The sequence below is a fragment of the Vibrio natriegens NBRC 15636 = ATCC 14048 = DSM 759 genome (genome assembly GCF_035621455.1).
In the GTDB taxonomy this organism is placed as follows: domain Bacteria; phylum Pseudomonadota; class Gammaproteobacteria; order Enterobacterales; family Vibrionaceae; genus Vibrio; species Vibrio natriegens.
In genome coordinates this window covers 1,633,560-1,653,825 of the sequence record NZ_CP141822.1, presented here as the reverse complement: position 1 = coordinate 1,653,825, position 20,266 = coordinate 1,633,560, and the positions used below count along the sequence as shown (strand labels likewise).

Sequence of the window (20,266 nt, the reverse complement as noted above, 5' to 3'; positions counted from 1 at the left end):
CCCTACAAAACAACAATTATTCTGTGGAGTGTGAATATGACCGCGCGTGAAAATGTAGTGCCGGTTCTGCTTGAAAAAGTTTACCAACTGATTCAAGACAAACTCGAGCTTTCTCACCAGACGCTTGTAACAAAACTTGCTCAACACTTATTTAGTAATATTTCCGATGACGACTTGGTCCAGCGAAATGAATCCGATCTCTATGGTGCCGTAATTAGCCTTTGGCATCATATCAACGAAAAAAAACCTGAAGATGTTTCTGTACAAGTCTTCAACCCGACCGTCAGCCGTCAAGGTTGGCAATCGACTCACACAATCGTAGAAGTTGTTGTTCCAGATAGCCCGTTCTTAGTGGACTCAATCAAGATGGCCTTAGCTCGTCTAGATTTGGTGTCTCATCTTATGTTGAACAATCCAACTCAACTTCAACGAGATGAGAAGGGCCACGTTATCGATGTAAACGGTGAAGGTGGTGTCCTTCAGTCTTTGTTCCATATCGAAGTTGACCGTCTTACCAGTAAAGAAGAGATGCAGGCACTTAAAGCTGAGCTATTAGACATCCTTTCTGATACGCGCCTTGTGGTAAGCGACTGGAAAAAGATGGTCGACAAGCTGAAAGTCGTTACTGATCAACTTGAGCAGAATAAAGAACGCGTAACGATCCAAAAGGATCGTATGGATGAGACCATTGCATTTTTGCGTTGGCTAGGTGAGCACAACTTCACCTTCATGGGTTACAAAGAATATGACCTTGTTGAAAACAATGGTGATACAGAACTAAACCCTGTGAAAGAGAAAGGTTTGGGTCTGTTTGCGGACGACAAGCGAGTTCGCAGCGTGAAACTGTCCGAACTGTCTGATTCAGCAAGACTAGAAGCGAAAAAGCCATACGCGCTGATCATGACAAAAGGCAACCGACCATGTCGTATTCACCGTCCTGCTTACACTGACTATATTGGCATCAAGAAGTTTGATGAAAATGGCAAAGTGATTGGTGAGCACCGCTTCACTGGCCTTTACACGTCGGCGGTATACAACCAAGCGGTTCAAAGCATTCCTCTGATTCGTGAAAAAGTGGATCGTATCCTAACTGCAAGTGGTTACCGTCACGGATCATACTCATACAAAGCACTGCACAATATTTTAGAAAACTACCCGCGTGATGAGCTGCTTCAAGCAAACGAAGAAGAGTTGCTGGAAGTCGGCATGGGCGTGGTGCAAATGCAAGATCGCGACTTGATTCGTCTGTTTGTACGTAAAGACCCGTTTGGCCGCTTCTTTAGCTGCATGGTCTACGTAACAAAAGACCGTTACAACACAGAATTGCGTCGCCAGACTCAACGTATTTTCAAACAATACTTTGGCTGCGAGCAAGAAGTTGAATTCACAACTTACTTCTCAGAAAGTCCTTTGGCCAGAACGCATTACATTGTTCGTGTAGACAATAACAACATTGACGTAGACGTGAAAAAGATCGAGCAAAACCTAATGGAAGTTTCCACCTCTTGGGACGACAGACTTAAAGAATCCATCATCGCTAACTTTGGTGAAAGCAAAGGTCTTCCACTTTCAAAAGAGTACATGAGTTCATTCCCGCGTTCATACAAAGAAGATATGATGCCTAGCTCTGCAGTTGCAGATATTGAACGCTTGGAAGCATTAAGCGACGACAACAAACTGGGCATGTTGTTCTACCGTCCTCAAGAAGAAGCGGCAGATTCAAAAGCGGTACGTTTGAAACTTTACCACCGAGACGAACCGATTCACCTTTCTGACGTAATGCCAATGTTAGAAAACTTGGGTCTACGCGTGATCGGTGAATCTCCGTATGAGATCGAGAAAACCAACGGTCAGACATTTTGGATCCTTGATTTCTCAATGCTGCATAAGAGCGAGAAAACGGTAGATCTTCGCGAAGCGCGTGATCGATTCCAACAAGCATTTGCAGCGATTTGGTCTGGTAATCTAGAAAGTGACGGCTTTAACCGATTGGTACTAGGTGCTTCACTGACTGGCCGTGAAATCTCAATTCTTCGTGCTTACGCGCGCTACATGCGTCAAGTTGGCTTCCCATTCAGTCAGCAATACATTGAAGATACGCTAAGCCACTACCCAGATTTAGCAACAGGTCTAGTTAACCTGTTTACCAAGCGTTTCGATCCTAAGCACAAAGGTAGCGAGAAAGGTCAGAATGATCTTATCAAGAAACTGACTGAGCAATTGGATCGTGTAGAAAGCTTGGATGACGATCGTATCATCCGTCGTTACATGGAAATGATCATGGCGACGCTACGCACCAACTACTACCAAACAGACGAGAACAAACTGCCTAAGCCTTGGTTGTCATTGAAGATGAAGCCAAGTGAAATCCCAGAGATTCCACAACCGGTACCGGCATTTGAGATCTTCGTTTACGCTCCGGACATCGAAGGTGTTCACTTGCGTGGTGGTAAAGTAGCACGTGGTGGCTTGCGCTGGTCAGATCGCCAAGAAGATTTCCGTACAGAGATTCTTGGTCTGGTTAAAGCTCAACAAGTTAAGAATACTGTTATCGTTCCTGTTGGCGCGAAAGGTGGTTTCGTTTGTAAACGTCAACCATCTCTGACTACACGTGATGAGATCTTCGCGGAAGGTCAACGTTGTTACAAACGCTTTATTCGCGCATTGCTTGATGTATCAGACAACATCATTGAAGGCGAAGTAGCGCATCCGCAAAATGTTGTACGTCACGATGAAGACGACCCATATTTGGTTGTTGCTGCAGATAAAGGCACTGCAACATTCTCAGACTTAGCGAACTCAGTCTCTGACGAATACAACTTCTGGCTGGGTGATGCATTTGCTTCTGGTGGTTCTAACGGTTACGACCACAAAGCAATGGGTATCACAGCAAAAGGTGGTTGGGAGTCAGTAAAACGTCACTTCCGTGAAATGGGCATTGATTGTCAAACGACTGACTTTACTGCTATCGGTGTTGGTGACATGGCAGGGGACGTGTTTGGTAACGGTATGCTGCTATCTAAGCACATTCGTCTACAAGCTGCGTTTAACCACATGCACATCTTCATTGATCCAAATCCAGATTCAGCGTCAAGCTGGGAAGAGCGTAACCGCTTGTTTAATCTGCCAAGATCAAGCTGGGAAGATTACAACAAAGAGTTGATCTCCGACGGTGGTGGCATCTTCTCTCGCCGTGCGAAATCGATCCAGTTAACACCTGAAATTCAGAAAATGTTGGGTACTAAGAAAGCTTCTATGGCACCAAACGATCTGATTAAGATGATCCTGAAAATGAAAGTGGATCTTCTATGGAATGGTGGTATCGGTACGTACGTTAAAGCTTCTAACGAGACGCATACTGACGTTGGTGACCGTGCAAACGACATGCTACGTATCGACGGTCGTGATCTGAGAGCGAAGGTTGTAGGAGAAGGCGGTAACTTGGGTATGACTCAACAAGGTCGTATCGAATACGCACTTAACGGCGGCCGCGTGAACACCGACTTCGTTGATAACGTAGGTGGTGTTGACTGTTCGGATAACGAAGTCAACATCAAGATCTTCCTGAATGGTTTGGTTTCAAACGGTGATCTGACTGTTAAACAACGTAACCAAATCCTAGAGTCGATGGAAGATGAAGTTGGTGAAATCGTTCTTGATGATGCTTACTGCCAATCAGAGTCAATCTCTGTTACTGAGCAGCAGGGTGTTGGTATCGTTAAAGAACAGATTCGCTTCATCCATACTATGGAGAAAGCAGGGTTCCTGGATCGTGCGCTGGAATACATCCCTGATGACGAAACGCTTCTAGAGCGTGAAAAGCAGGGCTTGGGTCTGACACGTCCAGAGCTTTCTGTTCTGGTTGCTTACGGTAAAATGGTATTGAAGCAGCAGCTTGTTACGGACGAAATCGCAAATGACGAGTTCCATGCGAAGCAGCTAGTTGCTTACTTCCCAAGTGAGTTACGCCGTAACTATAAAGATCAGATGGTCAACCACCCGCTACGTGCAGAAATTATCGCGACAGCGCTGGCGAACCAAATGGTTAACGAGATGGGTTGTAACTTCGTCACTCGCTTGCAAGAAGAGACGGGTGCAAGTGTTGTTGATATCGCCAATGCATACAGTGCAGCACGTGAAATCTTCGAACTAGAATCGATTCTAAAACAGACTCGTGAGCTGGATAACGTAGCGACAGCGCAAGCACAATACGAAATCATGTTCTATGTTCGTCGTGCTCTACGCCGAATTGCTCGTTGGCTACTGCGTAATCGTAGCGGCAAATACACCGTGGGCGAATTGATCAATCTTTACAAACAAGATGTGAACGTTATCAGCGAAACGCTTGATAGCATGCTTGTTGAGTCAGAAGTTGAAGAACACAACGAACTCGCACAAGTTTGGATGGACAGAGGGGTTGAAGAGAAACTGGCTCATCAAGTTGCTCGCCTATCAAGTCTGCAATCTGCACTGGATATTTCTGCAGTGGCAAGTGAAACAGGCAAAACGGTTGAGCAAGCATCTAAGTTGTACTTCAACTTAGGGGATCGTCTGTCTCTGCACTGGTTCTTGAAGCAAATCAACAACCAAGCTGTAGACAACAACTGGCAAGCGTTGGCTCGCGCAGCGTTCCGTGAAGACTTAGATTGGCAGCAACGTCAGCTAACCGCTCAGGTACTAAATTGCAACTGCGCATCAGAAGAGTTTGATGTGATAGAAGCACTTGATAACTGGATGGAATCTAATGAACCTTCACTGCAACGTTGGGAAAGTATCCTAAACGAGTTTAAAGTTGGCTCTGTCCATGAGTTTGCAAAATTCTCGGTTGCGCTACGTGAATTGGTATTGCTTAACTTAAACTGCTCACCAAGCGAGTAGGAGAGTTAGCGTTTTAGACAAAGCCTCGTAGAGATACGGGGCTTTTTTGTATCTGATTACCAGCTCTTAGCGAAATTTAAGTGACGCTGTCACTATTGTTTTAACTTTATATGTACTGAAATCGATTGCTTTTTCATAAATAATTATGATTTTTGTACTCAAATAATTATTTTAAATGACTGTTTTTAAATGATAATTAATTTTGAGAAATATGATTTTACTTAATTCGTTCATTTTAATTGAATTACGATTAAAAACAGTAAATAATATTGACCCGTTTACACGGGGCTTTTTTCTTTCGGAGGCACAATGCTTTACCGTCTAGCCAGAACTGGCTTTTTCCAACTTGATGCCGAAAAGGCACATGATCTTGCAATTAAGAATTTCCAACGCTTTAACGGCACACCTCTCGATCTTTTCTATCGTCAACAATTACCAAATCGTCCAGTAGAGTGCATGGGGCTAACGTTCCGTAACCCTGTCGGTCTCGCTGCTGGTTTAGACAAAAACGGCGAATGTATCGAAGCGTTTGATGCGATGGGTTTTGGTTTCGTTGAAGTCGGTACCGTAACACCACGTCCACAACCTGGTAATGATAAACCACGTCTGTTCCGTCTAGTGGAAGCAGAGGGCATCATCAACCGTATGGGCTTTAACAACCTAGGTGTTGATCACTTGGTTGAGAATGTGAAGAAAGCGAAGTTCGACTGTGTACTTGGTATCAATATCGGCAAAAACAAAGATACGCCGATTGAGAAAGGGGCAGAAGACTACCTGATTTGTATGGAAAAAGTATACGAATACGCAGGTTACATTGCGGTGAATATCTCTTCTCCAAACACGCCAGGATTACGTTCGCTTCAATACGGCGAGGCATTGGATGAGTTGCTTGCTGAGTTGAAAGCAAAGCAATCTGAGCTAGCAGAAAAGCACGATAAATACGTACCGTTGGCACTGAAGATCGCACCTGATTTGAGTGATGACGAAATCGTTCAGATTTGTGAATCACTAATTAAAAACAACATCGATGGTGTGATTGCGACGAACACAACATTGGATAGAACCGTTGTTGAAGGTATGAAACACGCGAATGAAGCGGGTGGCTTAAGTGGCCGTCCGGTACAGTCTCGTTCTACTGAGGTAGTTCGTAAACTTCACGAAGCGCTTGGCGACAAACTTCCGATAATTGGTGTGGGTGGTATCGATTCTTATGTTGCGGCAAAAGAGAAGATGATGGCCGGAGCACAGTTGGTCCAAGTCTATACAGGTTTTATTTACCACGGTCCAGGTTTAGTACGCGATATTGTTAAAAATCTTTAAAATAATTTAACAACTCGCTGAGTTTACATTAGTTATTACAAAAAAAGAGGATCTTGTTTCCTCTTTTTTTTTGTCCGTTCATTTGTAGAATTTAAAAATCATGAGTAGGTAATTAAGCGTCTTACCTCTTTACCACTGATTTAACTAGTCAAGAGAGAACGGAACAATGCTTAAACCCAGCGACAAATGGAATTGGTATTATGACGAGCATAAAGCTTGTTTAATGCTGGATTTAGGGGAGGAAATGATTTTCCAAACCAATCTATCCCGAAAGCTGCTAGTCAACTGCGCCTTCTCAAACAACGAATTTACTGTCGATGATGCTAGTGCGTTTCAGACCTTTAATGAACGTATTCGCTGTCTCGATATCAGTGAATACCGTCAAGCAGAGCTAACCCTATACTGCGTAGCTGCTAAACGCTTCCATAAGCCAGTACAACCTAAAAGTTGGTTTTTCGATGCTCAGTCTTCTGGATATGAGCCAGAAGAGGGGGATATGGTCTTCCTGACGAACCAATACTCTGAAGGTGTCTTCATTGTACTTGAGCCTGGAGAAACCTCTAGCTTGTGCCTTTACGTGGGACAAGAAGAGTTTGTGCTTGATGGAAGCAAGTCTCTGCCATTTGGCCAACCGATTAAAGTGATGCACGACCGTATGGCGTGTGCAAGCCACCTGTTTGTGATGGCACCCATGGCCATGGTTGGATAACCTGATTTAATTTCTTTATTTCGTTCCTTTGTTTGCCTTAATCGACCGCTTCAGGTCGATTTTTTTTATCCGAACACTTCACTCTTTTCACATAAATACCTCTGCAACTGTACATTTTTCGCGCACTTAATCATGAGGTAGGTCACTTTTATTCCACTTTCTTTAACTTAGTTTCTCTTAATGTTAGGCAACTCGGCGCTTAACATTTACCTATTTATTCCCCTATATCAGAAAAATGTAATTAAATAACAACGATATTTTAGTGTTGGTATAGACCAAAATTGATGTAAATAAGTATTCACTATCTCTGTGTGAATAGCATCTTGGTTAAAAGGAGGACGACGTGAAAGTTGATTAAAATGCAAAATGTAGGAACTTTCAGATCACTTAACTGGTGAGTGTTTGTGCTAACGGAAGGGAAAATACCTTTAAAAACGAGGCATTGATCGTAAAGTCAGGTATAATTGAAGCCATTTTTTATCAGCGAAAGAACACTATGAATCAATATCTCGCGGTAACTTCAAATGGCATGGAAAATTTGCTTGTTGAAGAACTGACTAAACTAGGCATCGAAAATGCGAAACCAGTACAGGCAGGCGTAAAATTTAAAGCGACAAACGAACAAGTTTATCGCTGTTGTTTGTGGAGCCGTTTGGCGTCTCGATTTGTACGTGTTTTATCTGAATTCACCTGTAACGATGATATGGACTTGTACCTTTCTACAATGGCCATTAACTGGGTGAACCAATTCCATAGTTCAAAGCGTTTCGTTGTCGACTTTAACGGTACAAACCGTGAAATCCGCAATAGCCAATACGGTGCGATGAAAGTAAAAGATGGCATCGTCGATTGCTTTGAAAAGAAAGGATTACCTCGTCCAAACATCAGCAAAGAGCGTCCGGATATCCGTGTTCACGTTCGCTTGCACAAAGACAAAGCACTGCTTGGTGTGGATATGGTGGGTAGTGGACTTCATCAGCGTGGCTATCGTCCGGAATCAGGCCGTGCACCTCTTCGTGAAACATTAGCTTCTGCGATCATCATGCGTTGTGGTTGGGATGGCCATCAGCCTTTACTCGACCCAATGTGTGGTTCGGGCACGCTACTTATCGAAGCAGCGATGATGGCAGCCAATATGGCGCCTGGTGTTAAGCGTAAGCAATGGGGTTTTGAATCGCTAGAAGACTTCGAACCTGAGCTGTGGGCAGAGATTAAATCTGAGGCCAATGTTCAGGCTCGTCGTGGTGTCAAAAAAGTTGACGCAAAGTTTTTCGGCTTTGATAACGACCCTAAAGTATTGAAAGTCGCTCAAGATAACGCTCGCAGAGCAGGTGTTGAAGAGCTGATCGAATTTGCACAAGGTGATGCGGCAACCATCACTCGTCCAGCAGGGTTTGAGCATGGCGTTATTGTTTCTAACCCTCCATATGGTGAGCGTTTAGGTACAGAGCCTGGCTTGATTGCGCTATACACCGCATTTGGTGGGCAGCTTAAATCTGAGTTCGGTGGCTGCAAAGCGTCGATTTTCTCTAGCTCTGATGAATTGCTTAGCTGCCTTCGCATGCGTGCGGATAAACAGTTCAAATTAAACAATGGTGCGTTACAGTGTCACCAGAAAAATTACAGCATTGCAGAACGTAGTGTTGATGAAGTGAAAGGCGCGGATACCAATGTACAAATCGCACCTGACTTCTCTAACCGTCTGAAAAAGAACATGGGTAAGATTGGTAAGTGGGCTCGTAAAGAAGAGCTAGACTGCTACCGAATCTACGATGCCGATCTTCCTGAATACAATGTCGCGATTGATGTATATGGCGATCAAATCGTTATTCAAGAGTACGCTGCACCTAAGAACATCCCAGAAGAAAAAGCCAAACGTCGTTTAACCGACATCATCCGCGCAACTATTCAGGTAACGGGTGTGGAAGCGAACAAAGTCGTACTTAAAGTTCGTGAGAAGCAAAAAGGCCGTAATCAGTACCAGAAACTGGGACAAGTCTCTGAAACGCTGGAAGTTCATGAGTATGGTGTGAAGCTGATCGTAAATCTTCACGACTACCTTGATACGGGTCTTTTCCTTGATCATAAAATCACTCGTCGTCGCATCGGTGAAATGGCAAAAGGGAAAGATTTCTTAAACCTGTTTGCTTATACAGGTAGCGCTACGGTTCACGCAGCCGTTGGTGGTGCTCGTTCAACCACGACGGTTGATATGTCTAACACCTACCTGAACTGGGCGAAAGACAATATGCAGCTCAACGGTTGTGTAGGGCGCCAGCATCGCTATGAGCAAGCGGATTGTCTGCAGTGGTTAGAAAATGCAAAAGGCGAGTACGATCTTATCTTTATTGATCCACCGACGTTCTCGAACTCTAAGCGTATGGAAACGTCGTTCGATGTTCAGCGTGACCACATTAAATTGATGAAAAACTTGAAGCGTCTGCTGAGAAGTGAAGGCACTATCGTGTTCTCAAACAACAAGCGTCATTTCAAGATGGATGAAGAAGCGTTGGCTGAATTAGGTCTGAAGGCTCAAAACATCTCTTCTCAAACGCTGCCGCTGGATTTTGCTCGTAACAAACACATTCATAACTGCTGGTTGGTTACACACGCAGAGTAAAAAAGGATTTTGAAGTGCTGACATTGTATAGCACAGAGGGCTGCCATCTTTGTGAGATGGCATTCTCTCTAATAACTGAGGTCGGTCTGGCGGAACAGACTGATATCGTCGACATAGCGTTCGATGATGAACTATTTTCTCGTTACGGCGTCACGATACCCGTACTCAAATATCAAGATTCTGAGCTGAACTGGCCGTTTGACTCAGAGCAACTTACAAATTGGTTGGAAAATAATGGCATTACTTACCATTCATAATGCGCAGTTGGCATTTGGCGATCATCCGTTACTCGACCATGCAGAATTTGCCTTACAAGAAAACGAACGAGTGTGTTTAGTAGGGCGAAATGGTGCCGGTAAATCCACGTTGATGAAAGTGCTTGCTGGCGACATTGTACTGGATGACGGAAAAATCCAGATCACTCAGGACGTCGTCGTCTCTCGTTTAGAGCAAGATCCACCACGCAACCAGGAAGGCACCGTTTACGAATACGTATCGGGTGGCTTAGCCGAAGTCGGTGAACAGCTAAAGATCTATCACGATCTTCTAGATCTTGTCGCTCAAGACCCAAGTGAAAAGCACATCAATCGCTTATCTAAGGTTCAGGAGCAACTTGATCATTCCAATGCATGGCGTTTTGATGATCGCGTTAACAATGTTTTAAGTGCGCTGAAACTGAGCCCGGAAACAAAGCTGACGGATTTATCTGGTGGTTGGCAACGTAAAGCCGCATTGGCGCGTGCACTTGTGTGTGATCCTGATGTACTGCTTCTGGACGAACCAACTAACCACCTTGATGTAACAACTATCGAATGGTTAGAGAACTTCCTGAAAGACTTTAAAGGTTCGATCATCTTTATTTCTCACGACCGTGCTTTCATTAAGTCGATGGCAACACGTATCGTGGATCTTGACCGAGGTCAGCTTGCTTCATTTCCGGGTGATTACGAAGGCTACCTGACAGAGAAAGAAGAGATGCTTCGTGTTGAAGATATGCAGAATGCAGAATTCGACAAGAAACTTGCTCAAGAAGAGGTATGGATTCGTCAGGGCATTAAAGCACGTCGTACTCGTAATGAAGGCCGTGTGCGTGCACTGAAGAAACTTCGTGAAGAGCGCCGTGACCGCCGCGATGTGCAGGGTAAAGTTAATCTGAATATCGATGATGCCTCTCGCTCCGGTAAAATTGTCTTTGAAGCTGAAAACGTATCCTTTGCTTATGAAGGCAAAAAAATTGTTGATAACTTCAGCTTCAATATTATGCGTGGCGATCGAATCGCACTAATTGGTCCAAACGGCTGCGGTAAGAGTACGGTACTTAAGTTACTTTTAGGCCAGTTAGAAGCACAGTCTGGACGTCTGCATTGTGGTACTAAGCTTGAAGTTGCATACTTTGACCAGTACCGTGAGGTATTAGACCCAGAGAAATCTGTGATTGATAACTTGGCTGATGGTAAGCAAGAAGTCATGGTTGGCGGTCGTCAGCGCCATGCTCTGAGTTACCTGCAAGATTTCTTATTTGCACCAAAACGAGCAAGAACACCAGTTAAAGCGCTTTCCGGCGGTGAAAAAAACCGTCTATTATTAGCGCGTATCTTGCTGAAACCAAACAACTTACTTATTCTTGACGAACCAACCAACGATTTGGATATCGAAACGTTGGAACTTTTAGAAGAAATGCTTGCCAACTATCAGGGTACGTTACTGTTAGTAAGCCACGACCGTGAGTTTGTTGATAATACGGTGACAACAAGTTGGATCTTCGAAGGAAATGGAGTCATCGAAGAATTTGTTGGTGGTTATCACGATGCAAGACAGCAACGTGAGCAGGTACTGGCCGCTCGTCAGTCGGCTGAAAAAGCAGCGAGTAAAGAAAAAGTGGTTGAGGAAACTCCCAAAACACCTCAGCCTAAGAACAACTCGAAGAAATTATCATATAAGCTGCAAAGAGAACTAGAAGCTCTTCCAGCTAAACTAGAACAATTAGAGTCGGATATTGAGACGTTGCAAGAACAAGTGAATGATCCGGAATTTTTCGCTAAATCTGTAGAACAAACTCAACCGGTATTGGAACAGCTTGCTGCTCTTGAGCAGGAGTTGGAAATCGCATTCGAGAGATGGGAAGAACTCGAAGCAATGCAACAGGATAGTTAAGAATTCAATGAATTGTAGTCACAAATTCAAACTAACCGCCATCGCGATGATGGTAGGTTCATCAATGAGTGCAAACGCTGCATTGTATCAAGTTATCGAAGTTTCACCTGAGGTAAACGGTGACGTTGTCGATTTTGAATCGGCTTATGGTGTCGCGATTCAGCAGGGTGATGTTGAGGATGCCTCTACAGGCTCTCCATTTGCTCTAGGGTGTTTTGATTCAACAGCAAACTGTACAGAAGATCAATTTAAGCTGGCCGTAGAGAGCCGTACAACGCCATTATCGGCAGGTCAGGCAGTCGACGGTATTAGCTATCGTGAAGAAGTACCATTTGGAATGGACTCTCGATTTTCTTACGTAGACGATCGTGATGATTTTGAAAGTTACTGTTATTACAACCTTGGCTACAACACCTGCGAGACATGGTCTGCGGTAAACATTGTGCCTTGGGAGAACGAACGCTACAAAGACTTTACCTCAAATGCTTTGGCATTTGTCGAAGGTGATAGCGCGGCGTACACAAATGAGTACAACAACGTTATCAATAGCTTAACATCAACCGGTGAAGCAGTTGGTAACCAAAGCGTAATCAGTGCAGAAGATTCATCTACGCTAGAAACGCGTAACAAAGTGGTTGCTCCGTTTACTCCAAATATCGTTACCGAAGAAGATCAAGCGGCTGTTGTTGAAAGCCATGCGTGGAAAACTGATGGTACTTTCACATCGGGTAGTGTTTCACGTACAGCAAGCAACAATAATGGTACTCACCATACCTCTAAAGCTGCTATCTGGGATCAGAACGGTAATGTTTCAGAGCTATCGTGGCCAAGTAATACGTCAAGCGACAACAATCGTCTGGCTCAAGGTAGCATGCGTGATTTCATCGTTGATGGAACGACTGTGTACGGCGTTGGTTACAACACGTATTCTGACAACAACTACATGAACGCGACCGTGTTTGTGGGCGCGCTAGAGTCTGAAACATCTATCGAAAACGTTACTTGGTCGAACAAAGTGGTAACTGGCGCACGTCAGAGAGAAGACGGTGATACCATTCACTCGAATTCACGTCTGACAGCCGTTAACTCAAACTTTGTTGGTATCGGTGAGGCAAAACGCAGTATCCCGACAGCGGGTGCGTATCCTAATCGTTTGTTTATCGTGCCTGATGTTCGTTCTGACGCTCTAAGTGCAGTGTACCCAACTTCTGGCATCTTCTTTAATGGTGCTGGCGGTAAAATGGGTGGCATCAACGCTTACAACGAAATTGTTGGCCAGATAGACGCTGACTCTACGCGTGAAGATGACGGTAAACCACGTCGTAAGCGCGGATTTATTTACCCATATAGCGCAGACGGTGCAGCAAGCGAACGTGCTGAATCACTATTCGGTGGTAAGGCATGGCTTCTAGATTCACTGACTAACGGTGGTGACTACTCTGACGCGAACAACCAGTTCCGTATCATCGATGCAACAGACATCAACGATGCAGGTGTGATATCAGCCACTGCATTGAAGTGTTCTGGCGGCTATAACTCTGCAGCGCACAATGCCTCTTGTGATGTTACCGAAGAGGTCGTTGCGGTTAAACTAATGCCTATTCCTGATCAAACACAGGACGACATCGTTTCTCGAAACGTGGAAGAAGAAAGTGCGACACGCGAAGGTGCCGGACTTGGTTGGTTAGCTTTGACCATGCTTGGCTTGTTTGGGTTCCGTAGAAAATAGTTAAAAAATTTTAATACAAGCACAGACTCACAGATTTGAGTCTGTGCTTTTTTTATGCCTTGAGAAAATTCCAAAGTTGATCGATTCTTGTAGTTGGAGTCATAAAAACTCCATTAAAGTTTCACAAAAACAGAAGCAATTTTTCAAATGGATCTGTATGAGGAATTACCTATGAAGAGACAAAAGCGTGATCGCCTAGAACGAGCTCAATCTCAAGGCTATAAAGCTGGGTTGAATGGAAGGTCCCAAGAGGCTTGCCCATATCAACAAGTTGATGCTCGGTCGTATTGGTTAGGTGGTTGGCGTGATGCCAGAGATGAAAAAAACTCTGGTCTCTATAAATAATAACTCCCACATACAATAGAAGGATTTGAAAGGGCTCTTAAAAGAGCCTTTTCTGCATTCTGAGCAAAAGAAAATCGACAGGGATGGGTATCGCGAAGTGGAACAAAAAGCATGAGATACAAAAAAGGCTCCATCCGGAGCCCTTTAAGAAATAGCAGAAAATCTTAGCTTAGAAGCTAGAAGTGTCCTGGAACAAACCAACTTTAAGATCTTTCGCTACGTAGATTTCTTTACCGTCTACTAATACACGGCCATCCGCTAGACCCATAACAAGCTTACGGTTTACGACGCGCTTCATGTGGATTTCGTAGGTTACTTTTTTCGCTGTTGGCAGGATCTGACCTGTGAATTTCACTTCACCTACACCCAGAGCACGGCCTTTACCTTCACCGCCAATCCAGCCTAGGTAGAAGCCAACAAGCTGCCACATAGCATCTAGGCCAAGACAACCTGGCATTACTGGGTCACCAGGGAAGTGGCAATCAAAGAACCAAAGATCTGGAGTAATATCCAATTCCGCTAGAATTAAGCCTTTACCAAAGTCACCTTCCGTTTCTGACATTTTGGTAATACGATCCATCATAAGCATGTTTGGCGCAGGTAGTTGTGGGCGACCTGGGCCGAAAAGCTCACCTTGGCTCGAAGCTAGAAGATCATCACGATTATAAGAATCACGTTTGTTTTGCATTATCAATCACTCCAATTTTTGACAGATGCATCTTAGTGAACACGTGTACGCTAAACAACTCCGATCAGTACTAAACAAACCAGTTTTTGATACGCTGCACAAATCCTTCCGTGTGTTCATGTCTTTCAAAGTTTTCAATACGTTCAGCAATTTTTCCAATAATGCTGTCGTCTTCACCACGGAATGGTTTACCCATCAAGATAGGAATGGCTTCATCGACAGTAGATACTGACCAAATGTTGAACTCTCCATTCTGAATGCTTTCTATGACGCTTTTATGTAAGGCTAAGTGCTTAAGATTCGTCTCAGGTAGAATCACACCCTGACGCCCGGTAAAGCCTTGATGCTTACAAACCTGATAGAAGCCTTCGATTTTTTCATTCAGACCACCAACGGCTTGCACGCGACCAAATTGGTCCACAGCACCCGTGACGGCGATCTGTTGGTCCACCGCACATTCAGACAATGCACTTACTAAACAGCATAGTTCAGCAAGCGAGGCGCTATCGCCATCAACTTCACTATAAGACTGTTCAAACACAATAGAAGCGGCGTAGGGTAATGGTTCATCAAAGTTTAGCGCAGAACTCAAAAACGCCTGCATGATCATCATACCTTTGGCGTGCAAGTTGCCGCCGAGTTCAGCTTTGCGCTCAACGTCCGAGACATCACCGTCACCAAAGTGAATCACACAGGAAATACGCGCAGGCTCGCCATAAGACACCGGGTGACCCGCCATATCAATAACCGTTAAGCCATTAATCTGACCAACTTGTTCACCGGTTGTTTCAATGATCACCTGACCATCAAGTATGTCGTACACGGCACGTTGCGGTAGGTAAGATTCACGGTAGTATTTATCGTCAATCGCATTGTCTATCGCCTTAAAGTCGATTACATCAGAATCACAGTGCTGGCTGGCAAGGGTTAAAAGCTGACAATGCCACATTACGCCAAGGGGAAGATAATGCTGGTCTTCCATTTCACGCATACCAGCGAGCATAAGTCTTCGATAAGCGTCTTTATCCAAACTTGGCAGGTTGTACTCCGCACACACCCAATTCACATAACCCAGATAGGAAGATAAATTGTCCTGAGATAAGTGGATGTCTTCTTCAACCTCGGTATACATACAAAGGCCTGATGAGAAATCCTCATCGACATATTCAAGTTCTGCTAACTGGCTTCTGTCACCCGTAACAATGAGTTTTACGTCATACGTGTTTGATGTAACGGCAGGCACAGCAACGCGCGTAGGGCTCATGTTCATTGCAGCAAATGGTTGCTTTTGAATGGCCGCTTTAATACTTGGCCAGTAGCCAGGGTTTGCCAGAATCAAATTGGCAGGAACCATGAGGTAACCGCCATGCGCTTGAGCAATGAGTCCCTGTTCTAAAGTCACTTCGCCATTCTCAGCGATACTGTAACGATCAAACAAATGTTTCGCGTCGAGCGATTCGGTTGTCACCACTGGCGAAGAAGCACTTTGTTCGACCGCCTTACTGATAAATCCACGGTATATTGAATTATCAACGCAATTAATCAGTAGGATACGGGTAAGGCCACCAAGTTTTGTGAAGCGAGAGATTGTGGCGGACATTCGAGGTTGTAGATCAACAAATGTCTTCTTTGGTAATGTCGAAGCGGACTTCAATAATGCTTCGTATTCATCGAACGAAGGCGTAACGTCTTGCCAGTTAAGTTGGTTCATTAAAATTCATCATCATTTAATTTGGCGCCATTATAGCGAAACCGCCAATAACTCCCTAGTCCCAATTTCTACAATAACAATACAGTACCTATTAGCTTGCTTAAGACTTAGACAAATGAGTGATCAGCATCGATACTTCTTAGAGATTTGTTTGCTGATCTTAAATAACTGGGTTACGCTGTCACTAGGTGAGAAATATGGGTCGGAAAGGATGAAATATCAGCAACTTGAAAATTTGGAATGTGGGTGGAAGTGGAACTATCTGATCAAGAAGTGGAAGGATGGAGAGGCGATAACGCGTCACATTGACTCCAGTGAAGCAGATGCCGCAGTCGCTGAGCTACGACGTCTTGAGCACGAACCTACACAAGTACTGACATGGATAGATAACCACATGTCAGAAGAGCTTGAGAATAAGCTAAAGCAAGCAATTCGTGCAAAACGCAAACGCCATTTCAATGCTGAACAAGTTCATACTAAGAAGAAGTCCATCGATTTGGATTACCGGGTTTGGGAAAAGCTGTCCAGCCGAGCGAACGAACTAGGCTGTACACTCTCTGATGCGATTGAGTATCTGCTTTCCGAAGCATCAAGAAGTGAAAAAGCAAGCCAGAAGGTAACGTCAATTAAAGAAGACTTAAGTAAGCTGCTATCCAGTTAAGGAGTATTAAATGTTATACGTAATATTGATTGCTGCTGTTGTTATCTTTTGGCTGATTGCTGTTGACCGACCAGTGCTTAAGGTGTCGTTTGACGATGGCCATATCACGAAAGTAAAAGGCCACATGCCGCCGTCTTTTAAACACAACTTAGAAGACATTAGCGAACATAACCCGTTTACTGGAGAGATGAAAGTTTATAATCAGCGTACCGGTATGCGATTGGTCTTTTCTAAAGCGGTACCGAAGAAAACCCAACAACGAATTCGAAATGTTTTCCCTCATCAAGGCTTTAAAACAGCCAAAGGCAAAAAGCGCGCTTAGTCTACATATCAATTACTTCTTCACGTTAAATGGGGCGCAAAATAGCGTCCCATTTTTGTATTTAAAACGTAGAAAACTAACATAACCCCAAATCTATCAATTATTTATATGGGGTTCTGTATGCGCTACGTTGTCACGTTATTAGCCTTTGTACTTTTTAGCTCTCCGACGTTTGCGGATGATTCACAAACCAATCCGGTAGCGAAAAAGATTAAAAATAAACTTCAGCGAAAAGTCACTAAACAGTTCGATGATTATCAGGGCTATTGCGATGTCATGATAGAAATGGAACACAAGGGAAGTAAAGCATCCATTAAGCGAGTATCAGGGACAGGTGACCGGGTTGTGTGTCGATACGTGAAATCCAATTTAAAAATCGGTCAGCGCTTTAGATACAAGGTTCCTGAGAAGTATATCCGACTCCACATTACGACGAACTAGCCAGTGATTTGAATGAAATGTTAGTGACACTGTCACTCTTTCTGAGCCGCCCTTAATGGCATTCAAGTTCTTATCGAGCAATGATTTTTTTAATTTCGTTTTAGTAAAAGGATTTATAGAGTGTTTGAAATCGTTATAGTAATTATTTTATTCCTAGTGTTGATTGTTTTCTCGTCCAAGAAAGCAAGCAAGAAACAACGCAAAGAGCAGGTTAAGCCTTTTATTGGTTCAGCTAGCAGTAGTGCTATGGATGCACCTCAAACCAAATGCATGAGTGTTCCACACAAAAAGCATGTCTACCTAAGCTCTAAGACCGAGCGAAACTTCTATAATGTTCTACAAGAAATATTACCTTCGGACTACGTCATACATTGTCAGGTTTCATTGATGGCGCTAGTACAGCCGATTAACTTTAAGGATAATTCTCGAACCTGGGCTAAGCGTATGGATTACGTCATTACAGACAGAAATACCAAGGTTCTCGCGGTTATAGAATTGGATGATTCATCCCACAGACAGAAAAGGCGTCAAGAACGCGACCACTATGTGAATTCAGCTTTAGAAGGGCATCACAAGTTGATCAGGTTTGATGCTATTGGCAAATATAACCCAATAGATGTTGCTAAAGTCATCGAAAGAGAGACGGACATAAAGTGTAATTCCTTAATGGGTCTAGCTCAGCCTAGCTAATTTGTCGTGTTCAGTAAAAAACAAAACGGAATCATTATGTGTTGGCTCTAAAGCTTAACAGCAATAATGAAAGCGTATAAGAAACCTTGCGACATACTTCGTAACCCTAAAAATGACGGTTTACACAAGGTGCCAGCTGCTCATAACATAGACAAGTCGATTGGCCTCGACTGGCTTACACATTTGAGTCGTATTGACTACTCAAATATGAAGCCAACACTAAAGCCGAACCTTAGCGATGGGGTTCGGCTTTTAGTTTTGGAGCTGATTATCAAAAAGCACCAAATGAAATGCGTGACTGTCTTGATGAGTCTCAAACGGTTTATAAACGCGAAGTTTGTGACGAATGCTAGCAAGCTGTATTATTCTACCTGTTGATTAACGATAACGCTTTGGATCTTCAGGAGAAGTATGCAGTTAACCGAGTTTAAACAATCCCATTTTAAACAGCTGGTGGAATGGATTAAGACCGATGAGTTGAATTACTTATGGGGCGGGCCAGCATACACTTTTCCATTGACTCAAACACAAATCAAACGACACTGTGCTCAAGCTGAAGTGCACCCTTATCTTGTCACTATGAACAACGACCATGTAGGATTTATCGAACTGTACAAAGTAACAGAAGATCATTATCGGATCTGTCGCGTTTTTATAAGCGAAGAGTTTCGTGGCCAAGGGCTCGCAAAGAAGATGATGACGCTAGTGATTGATAAGGCAAGAAATGATTTGTCTGCCGAAATACTGAGTTTAGCGGTCTTTGAACATAATACGGCGGCTAGGAAGTGTTATGAATCTCTTGGTTTTAAGACGTTAACGGTTGAATCCGGTACCCGATACTTTAATGGCAAGTCGTGGAAGCTGTTACGCATGGAAAAACAATTTTAGTGTCTTTCGGCTGCCATGCGCTCATCTCAAGCTTGGGCTTCCATTGACGATTACCATTAGCCATTCACTATCTACCTTAACGTCAGAGCCTGACCAATCACGGAGCGATAAATGGAATTTGTTCCCGTAAACATCGAACAGCAATTAGATTTATGTATAGCCTTTCGTAGAGATGCTTATGCAGTCAGTTATGGCAGTCTTGATGGCTTTAATACTGAAGATACGGCAGCATGGTTTGAGAGATTAGCGTCTTTGCCGGACGCTGGTTTTTATCATGCAATCAAGAACGATGAAACCATTGGTCAAATCGAGTTTAGGAAAGACTTGATCGATGATGAAGGCGTAAAATATGGCTACATAAACCTTTTTTACTTAAAACCGGAGTTTCGTGGTCAAGGTTTGGGTGGCGAGTTGCAAGACTTCATATTTTCACAATTAAAATCTGCCAAATGCCAGTATGTCCAGTTAAGGTATTTACCAGCCAATAGCCAAGGTGTTGCGTTCTATCGTAAACATGGCTGGAAAGACGTTGGTGAGATGGATACACGAGGGCAACTGGCTCAAAAACGCATACCTGAATAGGAGATAGTCATGATCGATTTTGAAAACTCATCGGTGTTTAAGCTAAAACCGATTGAACAATCGAAGGTGAGAGAAGATTTCTACAAGTTTCTGATTGATGGCGAAGAAATCATTGCCGCTTTCAAAAGTATTCGCGATCAAGTGGTTTTCACCAACAAACGAGTTATTGCTGCGAACGTTCAGGGGATTACAGGTTCAAAAGTGGACTATACATCATTGCCGTACAGCAAGGTAAACGCGTTCTCTGTTGAGACGTCCGGCACATTGGATCTGGATTGTGAGATCGAGCTTTACCTGAGCGAGGTTGGTAAAGTGCTGTTTGAGATTAAAGGATCTTTTGATCTGGTCACTTTTAATAAACACATCAGCCAATGTGTGATGGGCTAACAAGCCAGCTTTATAGATTCACTACGCACGGTATTTTGAAGGGTTACACTCAATTTTTATAGTAGCTGGTGGCGCTCAGGGTGCCTTGCGATATAGCTAGAAAGCTGAGAAAAGTAGGGTACTTGGAACTTTTCCCCTCCA

The 20,266-nt window shown here is 43.7% G+C and carries 17 protein-coding genes; 15 read left to right on the top strand and 2 right to left on the bottom strand.

Going from position 1 to position 20,266, the window contains the following annotated elements:
* Positions 1-36 precede the first annotated feature (36 nt).
* The 8 genes from VER99_RS07565 (at position 37) to rmf (ending at position 13,755) form a co-directional block, all read left to right on the top strand.
* On the top strand, positions 37-4,878 hold the full coding sequence (locus tag VER99_RS07565; RefSeq protein WP_014231888.1) for an NAD-glutamate dehydrogenase: 4,842 nt from the start codon (positions 37-39) through the stop codon (positions 4,876-4,878).
* Between the two features lie 309 nt (positions 4,879-5,187).
* Positions 5,188-6,198, top strand: coding sequence for a quinone-dependent dihydroorotate dehydrogenase (gene pyrD, locus VER99_RS07560; protein WP_014231887.1), 1,011 nt, complete (start codon positions 5,188-5,190; stop codon positions 6,196-6,198).
* A 166-nt stretch (positions 6,199-6,364) separates the two neighbouring features.
* A complete protein-coding gene (locus VER99_RS07555) occupies positions 6,365-6,907 on the top strand; it encodes a cell division protein ZapC (RefSeq protein ID WP_014231886.1) in 543 nt (180 codons plus the stop codon).
* 496 nt (positions 6,908-7,403) lie between these two features.
* On the top strand, positions 7,404-9,527 hold the full coding sequence (gene rlmKL, locus VER99_RS07550; RefSeq protein ID WP_014231885.1) for a bifunctional 23S rRNA (guanine(2069)-N(7))-methyltransferase RlmK/23S rRNA (guanine(2445)-N(2))-methyltransferase RlmL: 2,124 nt from the start codon (positions 7,404-7,406) through the stop codon (positions 9,525-9,527).
* Between the two features lie 14 nt (positions 9,528-9,541).
* Positions 9,542-9,784 (top strand): glutaredoxin family protein, encoded by a 243-nt coding sequence (locus tag VER99_RS07545; RefSeq protein WP_014231884.1) that lies wholly within the window; start codon positions 9,542-9,544, stop codon positions 9,782-9,784.
* Entirely contained in the window at positions 9,762-11,681 is a 1,920-nt protein-coding gene (locus VER99_RS07540) for an ABC transporter ATP-binding protein (RefSeq protein ID WP_014231883.1), read from the top strand. The genes VER99_RS07545 and VER99_RS07540 overlap by 23 nt, the downstream gene beginning before the upstream one ends.
* A gap of 7 nt (positions 11,682-11,688) precedes the next feature.
* Positions 11,689-13,410: a DUF3466 family protein gene (locus tag VER99_RS07535; RefSeq protein WP_020333303.1), complete on the top strand. Its 1,722-nt coding sequence runs from the start codon at positions 11,689-11,691 to the stop codon at positions 13,408-13,410.
* A gap of 171 nt (positions 13,411-13,581) precedes the next feature.
* Entirely contained in the window at positions 13,582-13,755 is a 174-nt protein-coding gene (rmf, locus tag VER99_RS07530; RefSeq protein ID WP_014231881.1) for a ribosome modulation factor, read from the top strand.
* 169 nt (positions 13,756-13,924) lie between these two features.
* Here the strand turns inward: rmf and fabA are convergent, their stop codons facing one another.
* Positions 13,925-14,443 carry a bifunctional 3-hydroxydecanoyl-ACP dehydratase/trans-2-decenoyl-ACP isomerase gene (gene fabA, locus VER99_RS07525; protein ID WP_014231880.1) on the bottom strand — a complete coding sequence of 173 codons (519 nt, stop codon included), beginning with the start codon at positions 14,441-14,443 and terminating at the stop codon, positions 13,925-13,927.
* A 70-nt stretch (positions 14,444-14,513) separates the two neighbouring features.
* A complete protein-coding gene (locus tag VER99_RS07520; RefSeq protein ID WP_020333302.1) occupies positions 14,514-16,154 on the bottom strand; it encodes an AAA family ATPase in 1,641 nt (546 codons plus the stop codon).
* Positions 16,155-16,365: 211 nt separating this feature from the next.
* On the opposite strand from VER99_RS07520, the gene matP reads away from it, so the two are divergent.
* The 7 genes from matP to VER99_RS07485 all read left to right on the top strand — a co-directional run bounded on the left by matP (position 16,366) and on the right by VER99_RS07485 (position 20,125).
* A complete protein-coding gene (matP, locus tag VER99_RS07515; protein WP_024372681.1) occupies positions 16,366-16,815 on the top strand; it encodes a macrodomain Ter protein MatP in 450 nt (149 codons plus the stop codon).
* Positions 16,816-16,825: 10 nt separating this feature from the next.
* On the top strand, positions 16,826-17,137 hold the full coding sequence (locus VER99_RS07510; protein ID WP_014231877.1) for a DUF3634 family protein: 312 nt from the start codon (positions 16,826-16,828) through the stop codon (positions 17,135-17,137).
* Between the two features lie 120 nt (positions 17,138-17,257).
* The gene (locus VER99_RS07505; RefSeq protein ID WP_020333300.1) at positions 17,258-17,578 is read left to right on the top strand and encodes a hypothetical protein; all 321 of its coding nucleotides are present in this window, start codon (positions 17,258-17,260) and stop codon (positions 17,576-17,578) included.
* 120 nt (positions 17,579-17,698) lie between these two features.
* Positions 17,699-18,268, top strand: coding sequence for a DUF2726 domain-containing protein (locus tag VER99_RS07500; protein ID WP_020333298.1), 570 nt, complete (start codon positions 17,699-17,701; stop codon positions 18,266-18,268).
* A gap of 411 nt (positions 18,269-18,679) precedes the next feature.
* Positions 18,680-19,156 carry a GNAT family N-acetyltransferase gene (locus tag VER99_RS07495; protein ID WP_020333296.1) on the top strand — a complete coding sequence of 159 codons (477 nt, stop codon included), beginning with the start codon at positions 18,680-18,682 and terminating at the stop codon, positions 19,154-19,156.
* Positions 19,157-19,267: 111 nt separating this feature from the next.
* Positions 19,268-19,738 (top strand): GNAT family N-acetyltransferase, encoded by a 471-nt coding sequence (locus VER99_RS07490; protein WP_020333295.1) that lies wholly within the window; start codon positions 19,268-19,270, stop codon positions 19,736-19,738.
* Between the two features lie 9 nt (positions 19,739-19,747).
* The gene (locus tag VER99_RS07485; RefSeq protein ID WP_020333294.1) at positions 19,748-20,125 is read left to right on the top strand and encodes a PH domain-containing protein; all 378 of its coding nucleotides are present in this window, start codon (positions 19,748-19,750) and stop codon (positions 20,123-20,125) included.
* Positions 20,126-20,266: the final 141 nt, after the last annotated feature.